The sequence below is a fragment of the Paenibacillus psychroresistens genome, from assembly GCF_009728935.1.
GTDB classification, from domain to species: Bacteria; Bacillota; Bacilli; order Paenibacillales; family NBRC-103111; genus Paenibacillus_AC; species Paenibacillus_AC psychroresistens.
In genome coordinates, this window is the sequence record NZ_CP034235.1 from 137,431 (window position 1) to 150,577 (window position 13,147).

Sequence of the window (13,147 nt, forward strand, 5' to 3'; positions counted from 1 at the left end):
TAATTCAACGCGAGATTAGCGTAATTTAACAATGAGGTGTATGAGCATGTTAGATGTAGAGATTAGACATACGTTAAAGGATTTAGAAAGACGATTAAATGAACTTCGGGGGTCACTTTGACTTAGATCATAAATTAGAGCAGATCGCTGATTTTGAAGAGAAGATGGCGGCGCCGAGTTTTTGGGATGATAATGAGCGGGCACAGAAGTTAATTGTTGAAATGAACGTAATTAAAGCGGTCGTAGATGAATTCTCGGCAATGAATGGTGAATACGAGGATTTGGATATGATGGTTCAACTCATAGAAGAAGAACAGGAAGAGAGCTTAATTCCTGAAGTGACCTCGGGTACGCAGAGCTTACAGAAGAAGCTGGAAAGCTATGAGCTGCAGTTATTGCTAAGCCAGCCTTATGATAAGCTTAATGCAATTCTTGAGCTTCATCCGGGCGCAGGCGGCACGGAGTCACAGGATTGGGCTGAAATGCTGCTGCGGATGTATCGCCGTTGGGCCGAAAAACGCGGATTTAATGTGGAAGTGTTGGATTATTTACCTGGTGAAGAAGCTGGAGTGAAGAGTGTGACACTACTAATTAAAGGCTATAACGCATATGGTTACTTAAAGGCGGAGAAAGGTGTGCATCGTTTGGTGCGCATCTCTCCCTTTGATTCCTCAGGACGTCGGCATACTTCGTTTGTATCCTGCGATGTCGTTCCAGAAATTGAAGATGATATTGAAATTGAGATTCGGACAGAAGATCTCAAAATTGATGTTTATCGGGCAACTGGAGCAGGGGGTCAGCATATTAATACGACGGACTCAGCTGTACGGATAACACATTTACCTTCTGGTTTTGTAGTAACTTGTCAGGCGGAGCGCTCGCAAATTAAAAACCGTGAAAAAGCGATGAAAATGCTTCGTTCGAAGCTTTACGAGAAGAAAATGGAAGAGCAGCGCCAGCATTTGAATGACATTCGTGGAGAGCAGCAGGAAATTGGCTGGGGAAGTCAAATCCGCTCTTATGTTTTCCATCCTTATGCAATGGTGAAGGATCACCGTACTACGACAGAAACAGGGAATACTGGAGCTGTAATGGATGGTGAGATTGATTTCTTAATAAATTCCTTCTTGCGCTGGGAAATGAATCGCTCTATGGCTAGTGAATAAAGGCTTATGGATCCTACATGGAATGTGTAGGATCCGTTGTATTTTTATACTCTTTAATGTATAATAATGCAATAAAGCCAGCATCGGATGCATAATATACATAATCGGTTAACAGGCAAGTTGCCCGTTAACTGCATAAAAGCATTGGGAATGGAGCAGGGGGAATAAATCATGGGAACAAAAATTCGGGCTGCAATCGTTGGCTCTACAGGGTACGGCGGCGTGGAATTGATTCGGTTTTTATTGCAGCATCCTTTGGTCGAGATTACATCTGTGATTTCATCCTCTAATGCGGGTGCGCCAATTGCCGATGCTTATCCTCATTTAGCGGAGATAGTTACGGATCGACTGGATGCTATTGATCCAGCACTTATTAAAAGCAAAGCTGATGTCGTTTTTACGGCAACACCGCATGGTGTTAGCTCAGCACTGGTTCCACAGTTTTTGGAGGCAGGTTTGAAGGTGATTGATTTGTCGGGGGATTTCCGTTTGAAGTCTGGCGAGGTTTACGAGCAATGGTATAAGCACAAACCAGCTCCTGAAGAGCTGATTGCTAAAGCTGTGTATGGGTTAGCAGAAGTATTCGGTGATGAAATTCTCGGAGTGGATTTAATTTCTAATCCAGGATGTTATCCAACGGCTACATTACTTGGGTTGATTCCGGCACTTGCAGCGGGATGGATAGACCCTAAGACGATTATTACCGACGCTAAGACGGGTGTTTCGGGTGGCGGCCGCGGGTTAAGCTTAGGCTTTCATTATTCAGAAATAAATGAAAATTTTCTTGCTTATAAAGTGAATAAACACCAGCATTTGCCGGAGATTGAACAAGTGTTGAGTCGGATTGCCGGGAAAGAAGTGGTAACCACCTTTACAGCACACTTGGTGCCAATGACGCGTGGTATTCTATGCACGAGTTATGCAAGTCTTACAGAACCGCACACAGATGCGGAATTTATCGAGCTTTACCGCACTTATTACGAAGGAAGACCTTTTGTACGGATTCGTCCAGAAGGCAAGGTACCGGCCACCAAGGAAGTTTGGGGCTCGAATTATTGCGATATTGGTTTTTCTACAGATCCGCGTACAGGTCGCTTAACGATTATATCAGTCATCGATAACTTAGTTAAAGGTGCTGCTGGCCAAGCAATTCAGAACTTAAATTTAATGATGGGCTGGGATGAGACAACCGGCTTGACTATGGCTCCGGTTTACCCGTGATTTGTGAAGTGGATAGAGAAGAGATAAGTGAGCAGATAAGGGAACAGATATGAGAAGAGGATTAGTGACAACATTCAAAAGGACAGGTGAACGATAGATGACTGGTAAACCGCTTTTTACGATAGTGCCGGAGGGAAGCATCACCACTCCGCAAGGGTTCCGCGCAGGCGGACTGCACTGCGGGTTGAAGAAAACGGAACGCCACGATCTCGGCGTTATTGTTTGTGACGTTCCAGCGGCGGCGGCAGCGGTGTATACGCTGAATGCTTTTCAAGCGGCACCGCTTCAGGTGACGCGCGAAAGCATTGGCGTGGAGGGCAAGCTGCAGGCGATGGCCGTTAACAGCGGCAACGCTAACGCGTGCACGGGCAAGCAAGGCGAAGCCGATGCCCGTGAGATGCGAGCGGCGACCGCTCAGGCACTTGGGCTGCCGGAGCACCTAGTCGGCGTTACTTCGACGGGTGTGATCGGGGAGCTGCTGCCGATGGACAAGGTGCGCAGCGGGATAGCCCGGTTGCCGGGAAGCCTGAAGTGGGACGGCGGCAATGATTTCTGCCAGGCTATTCTGACCACGGATTTGGTCCAGAAAATGACTTGCGCCGAGGTTATCATTGATGGCAAGCGGATCTATATTGCCGGAGCAGCTAAAGGTTCAGGGATGATTCACCCGAATATGGCGACTATGTTGGGCTTTATGACAACAGATGCTCAGGTAGATAGTGAAGATTTACAAAAACTGCTTAGCGCAATTACGGATTCAACCTTTAATATGATAACAGTAGATGGCGATACAAGCACAAACGATATGGTTGTAGTTATGGCTAGTGGTTTGGCTGGAGATAGAAAGCTGAATGCCGAGCATCCGGATTGGCCCTCTTTTGTAGCTGCTTTTCAATATGTCGGTGAATATTTGGCTAAGGCAATAGCACGTGATGGTGAAGGTGCAACGAAGCTTATTGAGGTTCAGGTCGTGGGAGCAGCAACAGAGAATGCAGCACGTGCGATTGCTAAGACGATTGTCGGATCAAGCTTAGTGAAATCGGCTTGCTTTGGTGCAGATGCCAACTGGGGAAGAATTATTGCAGCAACAGGCCGCTCCGGTCAGGCAGTGAACGTGGATACAGTGGATATTCGCTTAGGGGATTTTCCAGTATTGGAGCAATCCCGTCCGGTTAAGTTTGATGAAGAGCAAGCGGCGGAATATTTAAAAGGCGAGTTGGTTGTGATTTTTGTAAATTTACATATGGGAGATAAGCAAGCAACCGCATGGGGCTGCGATTTAACCTATGAATATGTAAGAATTAATGCAGCTTATCGGACTTAGCCCAACTGAGCGGGTGATTGGAGGAGAATGAAAACGATGCAGGAACATTGTTTTGTGATTAAATGCGGGGGTAGCACACTAGCCGCTTTGCCAGATGTGTTTTTCATTGATATGCATAATTTGCAGCAGGCAGGAACCATTCCAGTCATTGTACATGGAGGCGGGCCAGCGATTTCGGACACTTTAGCTAAGCTAGGGATTGAGACGGGATTTATACATGGCTTGCGCAAAACGAATGAAGAGGTTTTAGATGTTGTAGAAATGGTTTTAGCCGGTCAAATCAATAAAGAAATCGTCCGCAAGATCCAAAGATTCGGTGCAAAAGCATTAGGCTTATCCGGTGTCGATGGCCATCTAATTCTAGCGCAACCTGTTGCTAATACAGCTGAAGTTGGCTTTGTAGGTGAAGTTACGGCGATTAACGCGACTTTGATAAAAGGCATTCTTGCTATGGGTTACATTCCGGTGATAGCGCCTATTGGGCTGGGTGAAGATGGCAACCAACGTTATAACATTAACGCAGATACAGCAGCGGGAGCAGTCGCTTCATTTCTTGGTGTGGAGCGGATGATCGTTGTAACCGATGTGCCTGGAATACTCAAAACTATAGATGGTGTAAAAACAGTTCTGCCAACGGTAACGGTGCAGGAGATTGAAGCGATGATAACGAGCGGTGAGATTTATGGCGGGATGATTCCAAAGGTACGAGCCGCTATTCAATGTATTCAAGGGAGAGTCAGTGAAGTTGTTATTGTCGATGGAGCTGAGCCAGAAGTGTTGAGCCGTGTTTTGCAAGGAAGCGGGATTGGAACTCGTATTGTTAAGTAAAGGTATGATAATGAGGATTGAAGAAGGGGAGTGTCAAGTATGGGAAATGAGAAGAATTCAGCTATTTTTCCGACGTATGCTAGGTATCCGTTTACAATGGTTAAAGGGGAAGGCAGCCGTCTTTGGGACGATACAGGCAAAGAATATTTGGATTTCGTCAGCGGTATTGCAGTAACAAGCCTTGGGCATGCGCCACAAGTCGTCAAAGAGAAGCTAGTTCAACAATTGGATCAGCTTTGGCACACCAGCAATCTTTTTCATATTCCTAATCAAGAAACCTTAGCGCAATTACTTACTCAAAATAGCGTCGCAGATGCCGTTTTTTTCTGCAACAGTGGAGCAGAGGCTAATGAAGCAGCTATTAAAATAGCACGTCGGTATCATCAAAAAGTACTTGGAGAAAAAAGATATGAGATCATTACGTTCCAACAATCCTTTCACGGGCGTACTTTAGCAACCTTAACAGCAACAGGTCAAGACAAAGTAAAGGAAGGCTTTTTACCGCTTCCAGAAGGCTTTGTTCATGCTCCCTATAATGATGTGGCTGCACTCGAAGGCTACATTACAGATAAAACCTGTGCTATTATGCTTGAGCTTGTAATTGCTGAAGGCGGTGTTGTTCCGGCAACTCCAGAGTTCGTACAAGAGGTAGCGAGACTTTGCAAAGCTCACAAATTGCTATTAATCGTTGATGAAATTCAAACGGGTCTAGGTCGGACCGGAAAATTATTTGCTTACGAGCATTATGGGATTGAACCGGATATTTTTACATTAGCTAAAGCTTTGGGCAGTGGATTTCCGATAGGAGCTATGTTGGGTAAAGCTAAGCTAATCGAAGCTTTTACAGCGGGAAGCCATGGATCAACCTTTGGTGGAACGCCAATTGCAACAGCAGCGGCTATAGCAACCGTGGAAACGATTTTAGCTCAAAAGCTCCCAGCAAGAGTGGCTGAATTAGGTGCCTATGCCATGGATAAGCTGAGTAAAGGCTTGCAAGGCAATCCGCTTGTTAAAGAGGTTCGTGGAAAAGGTTTGCTGATCGGAATTGAATGCACACAGCCAGTCGCGGATTTGATTGCTGAAATTCATAATAAAGGATTATTGGTTTTAACAGCGGGTCCTAATGTTATTCGGTTACTGCCGAATTTCTTAATTACGCAAGAGGATCTTGATAGCGGGATTGAACTTTTATGCTCGATTATTGCCACGCATTCGGCGGCGGTAGTTAACGGATAACCAGAAGGAGGAAGCAACATGTCATTACAGCTGCAACCGGAATTGGAATTAAGCTTAAAAGGTCGCGATTTTATCGCACTTGTTGATTATACAACGGAAGAAATTCAATATTTGTTGGACTTGGCGATTGAGTTAAAGCGTAAGCAAAAAGCTGGAGAAGTCTATCAGCCTTTGAAAGGCAAGACCTTGGCGATGATTTTTGAAAAGGCTTCTACGCGTACGCGCGTTTCATTTGAAGTGGGGATGTACCAGCTCGGTGGACACCCGTTATTCTTAAGTGGGTCGGATATGCAAATTGGTCGCGGTGAGCCGATTTGGGACACTGCTCAGGTTCTATCCCGATATGTCGATGGTATTATGATTCGTACTTTTGCCCATAAAAAAATCATCGAGCTTGCACGCGGAGCTACGGTACCTGTGATTAATGGTTTAACCGATCTTTCGCATCCTTGTCAGGCATTGGCCGATTACCAGACGATTCTAGAGAAAAAAGGCAATCTTAAAGGGCTGAAGATCGCCTACATTGGTGATGGCAACAACATGGCGCATTCTTTGATGATGGGTGCGGCAAAGCTGGGTATGCACATTGCAGTTGCTACTCCTGAAGGGTACGGACCGGATTTTGAAGTTTGGCAATTGGCTAAAGAAGCTGCTGCGCTTACCGGTGGTTCGGTGCACATTTGTCATGATCCAGCGGAAGCTGCTGTGAATGCGGATGTTTTATATACAGATGTATGGGCAAGCATGGGCTTTGAAGCCGAACAAAAAGCACGGGAAGTCGCTTTTAAAGACTACCAAATCAATGATAAAATAACCAAGCACGCCAAAAAAGACTACCTATTCATGCACTGCTTGCCCGCACATCGCGGCGAAGAAGTAAGTGAAGGTATTATTGATGGCGCACATTCAATTATTTTTGATCAAGCGGAAAACCGGCTGCATGCGCAAAAAGCGATTATGGCCGCTATTTTATAAAGAGAATGGGGTAAAATGACAATGGCAAAAGAAAAAATTGTGTTGGCTTACTCAGGTGGCTTGGACACATCCGTAATTCTAAAATGGTTAAAAGAAACCTATGATGCAGAAATCATCGCATTCACTGCCGATATCGGACAAAAGGATGAGCTTGATGGCCTCGAAGCCAAAGCATTAAGCACAGGAGCCTCCAAAGTATACATCGACGACCTCCGCGAGGAATTCGCTCGCGATTTCATCTATCCGATGTTCCAGTCCGGCGCGCTTTATGAAGGGCAGTACCTGCTCGGCACCAGCATCGCCCGCCCGCTAATCGCGAAGCGCATGGTCGAAATCGCCCGCGCGGAAGGCGCTACCGCCATTGCCCATGGCGCCACTGGCAAAGGCAACGATCAAGTGCGCTTCGAGCTCACAGCTGCGGCGCTAGCGCCTGAGCTTGGAGTCATCGCGCCTTGGCGCATGGACGAGTTCCGGGAGCAATTCCCCGGACGTGCCGAGATGATCGCTTACGCGGAGAAGCACAACATTCCCGTGCAGGCGTCGGCGGCTAAGCCGTATTCCACGGACCGCAACCTGCTGCACATCAGCTTTGAGAGCGGCATGCTCGAGGATCCATGGTTTGATCCTAGCGCAACCTCAAACGAAGAAATGTACGTACTCAGCGTTTCGCCGGAAGAAGCACCAGATCAAGCAGAGTATGTCGAGCTAGAGTTTGAGCAAGGCAATTGTGTTGGAGTGAATGGCGAAGCTATGATTCCGTTGGAAATCATGGAGAAGCTAAACGAGCTTGGCGGTAAGCACGGCGTCGGGCGAGTAGACATGGTCGAAAACCGCTTTGTAGGTATGAAAAGCCGTGGCGTCTACGAGACACCAGGCGGTACGATTTTGTTCGCAGCACACCGCAAAATGGAGTCCTTAACCATGGACCGTGAAGTTATGAATCTGCGCGATTCATTAAATGCGCGTTACAGCTCATTGGTTTACAATGGCTTCTGGTTCGCTCCAGAGCGCTTGGCTTTGCAGGCTTTAGTAACCGAAAGTCAAAAAAATGTATCAGGTACCGTACGCGTGAAACTATATAAAGGCAATGTGATCGGCGCAGGTGTGAAAAGCCATGTCAGCTTGTACAATCCGGATATTGCGACTATGGAAGCAGATCCAACAAAAGCTTACAATCAGAACGATGCAACTGGCTTTATCCGCTTGAATGCTTTGCGTTTGAAAGTAGCTTCAGGTGTTGAGCAGAATGCTAAAAAGTAATTTGCTAAATAGTAAGCAAGGCTAGAGAGGGGCAGTACCGTGTCAAAACTATGGGGTGGACGATTTACCAAAAAAACCGACCAGCTGGTCGAGGAGTACACTGCTTCGATCATGTTCGATAAGGAATTGGCTGAAGAGGATATCCAAGGCAGCTTGGCTCACGTAACTATGCTGGGCAAATGCGGGATCTTGCCGGATGGCGATGTCGAGAAGATCAAAGACGGCTTGCACAAAATCCAAAACATCATTCGACGCGGCGAAATGGAATTCACCGTAAGCGACGAAGACATTCATATGAATATCGAAAAAGCCTTAATGGAAGAGGTAGGACCAGTTGGCGGTAAGCTGCATACAGGCCGCAGTCGTAACGACCAAGTGGCTACAGACATGCATTTATTCCTACGCAAACGAGTTGTCGAGTTCGTGGGTCTTCTAATCAAGCTGCAAGAAGCTTTATTGGAGCAAGCTACAAAGAATTTAGACACAATCATCCCTGGTTACACTCATCTGCAAAGGGCTCAGCCGATTTTATTCGCTCATCATCTTATGGCTTACGTTTCGATGTTCCAACGGGACATTGAACGTTTGCAGGAAAGCTATAAGCGGATTAACGTGCTGCCACTTGGAGCAGGCGCATTAGCGGGAACTACATTCCCGATTGACCGTCATTTTGTTGCTGAGCAACTAGGTTTTGATAAGGTTTATGAGAATAGCTTGGATGCAGTGAGTGATCGTGATTTTATTGTTGAGTTTCTCTCCAACGGTGCGATGATTATGATGCATCTTTCGCGTTTCTGCGAAGAGATGGTACTCTGGTCCAGCACAGAATTTAACTTCATCGAGCTGGATGATGCCTTCTGTACTGGCAGCAGTATTATGCCGCAGAAGAAAAACCCGGACGTAGCCGAGCTGGTACGTGGGAAAACGGGTCGTGTTTACGGCAATCTGTTCGGTCTGCTTACCGTCTTAAAGGGTCTTCCTCTAGCCTATAATAAAGATATGCAAGAGGATAAAGAAGGCATGCTGGATACCGTGAATACGCTGCAAGGCGCACTTCAATTATTCGCCCCAATGGTGGCGACGATGAAAGTAAACAAAGAACGCATGCGTGAAGCCGTCAACACCGATTTTTCCAACGCAACTGATATTGCGGATTACTTGGTTAATCAGAACCTGCCTTTCCGCCAAGCGCATGAGATCATCGGTAAAATCGTCTTATACTGCATCCAGAATAAAAAGTATTTGCTAGATCTAACCATCGAAGAATACAAAAAGTTCTCAAGTTTGTTCGATGATCGTATCTACGCTGTTCTCCAGCCTGAGCAGGTCGTCAATGCCCGTAACGTTTATGGCGGCACAGCTTCTAATCAAGTGACGGAAGCCATTGCACGTGCTCAAGTAGTAACGACTGAAGCGACGGCTTGGTATGATGTTTTTATTGTGAAAAGTAAATAATTTAATGAAAATCCCTTGACTGTTTTCGAATGGTCAGGGGATTTTTATAATTACTATTTTTGACACATATTGTTATAATTTGTCTAATAATCACCTTTATTTTCTTAAAATCACATGTTATAATCCTTAGGAGTTTTAACAGAAAAAGGAGATGTGTGGACTTTATGGGCATTATACAGAAGGTTTTTATGAAAAGAAAGAGAAGGGTTAGTATTTTAATAACTACATTATTATTAGTTAGTATGCTTTTACCAGTTTTGACTTACGCAATGACTGCTAGTTTCTCATACGATTCAAGCAATAATCGCTTATCAGGCTCTATTTATACAAAGGATCCCAATTCAGTCAAGGTAGAAAAAAATGTTGGAGGTGTTATTTCAACACTTAATGGCGTCTCAGTAAGTACAGAAACTTATAATGACGCCAATGAACTTTATTATAGTATTAGCTATAGCGATGATGGAGGTAATAAACCAACTAGCTTTAAAGTAAGTGATAGCTCATTACCTCAAGGTGCAACTATTACGAGTAATGATAACTATCCTCCAAAAAGCTATTATACTAACGCAGATGGTTATGAGCGTCTTTCTTCCTTTCGGATGAGTGGTTCACAAAATTCTGAAGGGTTAGCACCTAATTCTTTTTTACAACCAACTGCAACTCTATTAAACTTCACTCCCACACAAAGCTTGTCCGATACGATAATGCTTTTATTCCCAGCCAATGAAAGCTTAAAAACAACAATTAATTTTGGTAAATTGACTCCAGGGAGCTTCACTTTAACAGATAATACCACGAATTCTAATACAGTCATTTCAAATGTTTATCAACCGTATGAATATGATTATATTAACGGCATCGATGTGTTAAGCACATCAAAATTGGAGTTAAAAACTAGTACTCCTTTATTAAAGGATCATTCCTATACTTTAAAGATGTCCGCAACAAGCCAAGGTAATGAGATTCAGTTACCTGGAAATGGCCTATATGATTCATCTGCGTATCTGGGAACACTTCTTCCTCCCTACCAGACACCAACGCCTGCGCCAATACCGACAGCTACTCCAACACCAACACCGACACCAACGGGTTATGGTTCAGTAAGTGGCCTGATAACTAATGTAGATCAAACACCAATTGAAGGAGCAAAAATAAATCTTTATCTTAGCAATTCTTTTACGAAAGAAAACTTATATGCGAGTGCATTAACAAATGCTAATGGCATTTTCACATTCGACCATATACCCGTAGGTGAAATTTATTATAGTGCGGCAAAAAAAGGGTTAATATCAGTCTCTACCTCGTATACTTTGGTTAAAACGGATAGCCCAACAACATTAAATTCACTTAGAATGGTTGTCAGTGGGCTTACGGGTTCAATTCAAGATTTAAATGGTATAGCAATCCGGGATGCAAACATATCCACGGTTGTTTCTGGGGTTACTATTAACACAAATTCAAACAATGATGGTAGTTTCTTTATTGATAATTTACCAGACGGTGAACATCTTCTAACAATCACAAAAGAGGGCTATCAGACTACAACAGTAAGCTCTCAGGATATATACCATGGTTATTACAATTCGATTGGAAAAATTAACATGATATCCACCCCGCCAATCGCTACACCAGCTCCAACAAATAGCGGGTCCCTAAAAGGCAGTGTTAAAGGATTTTCATCAGGGCTAGCAATAGCTGGAGTTGAAGTAAGTCTATATTTAAAAGTGGATTTAGTGTTGAAATTTGTAGGGACTACATTAACCGACTCATTAGGTGCTTATTCATTTAACAATGTACCTGCAGGAAAAGTTAGTCTATATTTTTATAAGTCTGGATACTATGGGAATGCCCAATATAGTAGTACGTCAGTCAGAGCAAACACAGAAACAGTGGTTAATAGTTTCAGTATAGTTTCTTCCTATTTATCAGGCTTTATTAAAAACTCCAATAATAATGGTATCGAAAATGCAAAAGTCACCTTGTCAGGAACTAATTATCATGCAAGTACTTATCAAGGTAGTTTCACTTTTTTTGATGTCCCATCAGGAGATTACAATCTTACTATTTCAAAGATTGGTTATGACGATTTAACTACAACAGAGAAGGTTCATATTCAACAATCGCATTTCAGCTCAATACCTGATGATATTATTCTTGTTTCAAACTCAGATGTAGAGCCAATTAAATATCGCTTCTCAGAAAATAACTCGATATTTTTCGATAATTTTGTTATCGGAACAATTCCAACAGCCTCACCAACACCAGCGCCAACAAATAACAACACGACTATTACTCCACCAATTGTAGCCGACGGAACTACTCCTTCTCCTATTCCAACCAAATCACAGGACGTTGTTACCGCTGATCCAAACGGGGGTTCTAAGATTACTCCGATAGGGGTACATGAGAAATCACCTACTGGGGGAGATATTTTAAATGTCACTATAGAAGCAAGTACGTTTACGCAAGCTTTGGAGCAAATAAAAGATAAATCGAAAGATGACCAATCTATTACTATTGATTTAGGTAACAGTAAAACAGATATATCAAACATTTCATTATCAGCATCCTTAATTACGAACGCTTTAGTTAATCACCAGGATGTAGTGCTTACGATTATTTCTAATGATGTAACCTACGATCTTCCAATTAAATTACTAGATCTAGCCTCACTCAGCAAAGCGTTAGGATCAGACGCTGCTAATGCGAAAATCACGATAAGCATTGAAAAAATCACTGGCGCTGCTGGAGATAAAATCAATGCAGAAGCTAAAACAGCAGGTTTTGAAGCTATTGGTAATGCAATTGACTTTAAAATCACAATCGAAGCAAATGGAGTTAAGAAAGAAATCAACGACTTTGGCAGCACTTACGTTTCGAGAACTTTAACATTGCCGCAGGTTATATCTTCAAATACGGCATCAGCCGTATTGTATGATCCAACAACTGGACAATTCTCTTTTGTCCCGGCTACCTTCAGTACTGTAGATGGCAAAACAACCATTACCATAAAACGCAACGGGAACAGCCAGTATCTAATTGTCAGCTCCGATAAATCTTTTGCAGACACAGCAAACATGTATGCTGCAGACGATATCAGCTTACTTGCATCTAAGTTAATTGTGAATGGAGTTACAGCAACGGAGTTCAAGCCATACAACAAAGTAACACGTGCAGAATTCACAGCATTGTTAGTACGCGCATTAGGGCTCTCACTAGACACATCAGCTTCGTCATTCTCAGATATTAAAGCATCAGATTGGTATGCAAGTGCGATAAGCACGGGTAGTAAAGCAGGTTTAATCAACGGCTTTGAAGATGGAACATTCCGTCCAAACGATTCGATTACACGTGAGCAAATGGCTAATTTAATTTCAAAGGCTTTAACTCTCACTGGAAAAGTTGTAAACGTAGATGGACAAATCGACCAAATTATCAGTAAATTCGCGGATAACGCGGATATCAGTGCATGGGCAACATCTGGAACTGCAAAAGTAACCCAAGCAGGGATTATGCAAGGAAGTGCAGGGAGTTTCTCTCCGGATACATTTGCTGACCGTGCACAAGCTGCAGTAACGATAAAAAGATTGTTAAAGTATCTAGATTTCATTAATTAATCGAAGCTTGCTGCTTTGCAAAAAGGAAGACTTACTCCGTTATTCAGGGGTAAGTCTTTTTACAT

The 13,147-nt window shown here is 43.6% G+C and carries 9 protein-coding genes; all 9 read left to right on the forward strand.

What is annotated here, in order from left to right:
- Window positions 1-46: 46 nt before the first annotated feature.
- The 9 genes from prfB to EHS13_RS00700 all read left to right on the forward strand — a co-directional run bounded on the left by prfB (window position 47) and on the right by EHS13_RS00700 (window position 13,082).
- A protein-coding gene (gene prfB / locus EHS13_RS00660; protein ID WP_155698401.1) for a peptide chain release factor 2 occupies window positions 47-1,166 on the forward strand; the annotation gives its coding sequence in 2 pieces (ribosomal slippage) (window positions 47-118 and window positions 120-1,166; 1,119 coding nt in all).
- 171 nt (window positions 1,167-1,337) lie between these two features.
- The gene (gene argC / locus EHS13_RS00665; protein WP_155698403.1) at window positions 1,338-2,387 is read left to right on the forward strand and encodes an N-acetyl-gamma-glutamyl-phosphate reductase; all 1,050 of its coding nucleotides are present in this window, start codon (window positions 1,338-1,340) and stop codon (window positions 2,385-2,387) included.
- Window positions 2,388-2,484: 97 nt separating this feature from the next.
- Window positions 2,485-3,711: a bifunctional glutamate N-acetyltransferase/amino-acid acetyltransferase ArgJ gene (argJ, locus tag EHS13_RS00670; RefSeq protein ID WP_155698405.1), complete on the forward strand. Its 1,227-nt coding sequence runs from the start codon at window positions 2,485-2,487 to the stop codon at window positions 3,709-3,711.
- A gap of 36 nt (window positions 3,712-3,747) precedes the next feature.
- Window positions 3,748-4,539 carry an acetylglutamate kinase gene (gene argB / locus EHS13_RS00675; RefSeq protein ID WP_155698407.1) on the forward strand — a complete coding sequence of 264 codons (792 nt, stop codon included), beginning with the start codon at window positions 3,748-3,750 and terminating at the stop codon, window positions 4,537-4,539.
- Window positions 4,540-4,578: 39 nt separating this feature from the next.
- On the forward strand, window positions 4,579-5,775 hold the full coding sequence (locus EHS13_RS00680; protein WP_155698409.1) for an acetylornithine transaminase: 1,197 nt from the start codon (window positions 4,579-4,581) through the stop codon (window positions 5,773-5,775).
- Between the two features lie 18 nt (window positions 5,776-5,793).
- On the forward strand, window positions 5,794-6,750 hold the full coding sequence (gene argF, locus EHS13_RS00685) for an ornithine carbamoyltransferase (RefSeq protein WP_155698411.1): 957 nt from the start codon (window positions 5,794-5,796) through the stop codon (window positions 6,748-6,750).
- A 21-nt stretch (window positions 6,751-6,771) separates the two neighbouring features.
- Window positions 6,772-8,010 carry an argininosuccinate synthase gene (locus EHS13_RS00690; protein WP_155698412.1) on the forward strand — a complete coding sequence of 413 codons (1,239 nt, stop codon included), beginning with the start codon at window positions 6,772-6,774 and terminating at the stop codon, window positions 8,008-8,010.
- A 39-nt stretch (window positions 8,011-8,049) separates the two neighbouring features.
- A complete protein-coding gene (argH, locus tag EHS13_RS00695; protein ID WP_155698414.1) occupies window positions 8,050-9,465 on the forward strand; it encodes an argininosuccinate lyase in 1,416 nt (471 codons plus the stop codon).
- A gap of 188 nt (window positions 9,466-9,653) precedes the next feature.
- Window positions 9,654-13,082, forward strand: a complete 3,429-nt coding sequence (locus EHS13_RS00700) for a carboxypeptidase regulatory-like domain-containing protein (protein WP_162462913.1) — start codon at window positions 9,654-9,656, stop codon at window positions 13,080-13,082.
- Window positions 13,083-13,147: the final 65 nt, after the last annotated feature.

Coding starts and splice junctions, on each gene's coding strand:
- argC (WP_155698403.1), top strand. CDS start 1,338: ATGGGAACAAAAATTCGGGCTGCAATCGTTGGCTCTACAGGGTACGGC.
- argJ (WP_155698405.1), top strand. CDS start 2,485: ATGACTGGTAAACCGCTTTTTACGATAGTGCCGGAGGGAAGCATCACC.
- argB (WP_155698407.1), top strand. CDS start 3,748: ATGCAGGAACATTGTTTTGTGATTAAATGCGGGGGTAGCACACTAGCC.
- EHS13_RS00680 (WP_155698409.1), top strand. CDS start 4,579: ATGGGAAATGAGAAGAATTCAGCTATTTTTCCGACGTATGCTAGGTAT.
- argF (WP_155698411.1), top strand. CDS start 5,794: ATGTCATTACAGCTGCAACCGGAATTGGAATTAAGCTTAAAAGGTCGC.
- EHS13_RS00690 (WP_155698412.1), top strand. CDS start 6,772: ATGGCAAAAGAAAAAATTGTGTTGGCTTACTCAGGTGGCTTGGACACA.
- EHS13_RS00700 (WP_162462913.1), top strand. CDS start 9,654: ATGAAAAGAAAGAGAAGGGTTAGTATTTTAATAACTACATTATTATTA.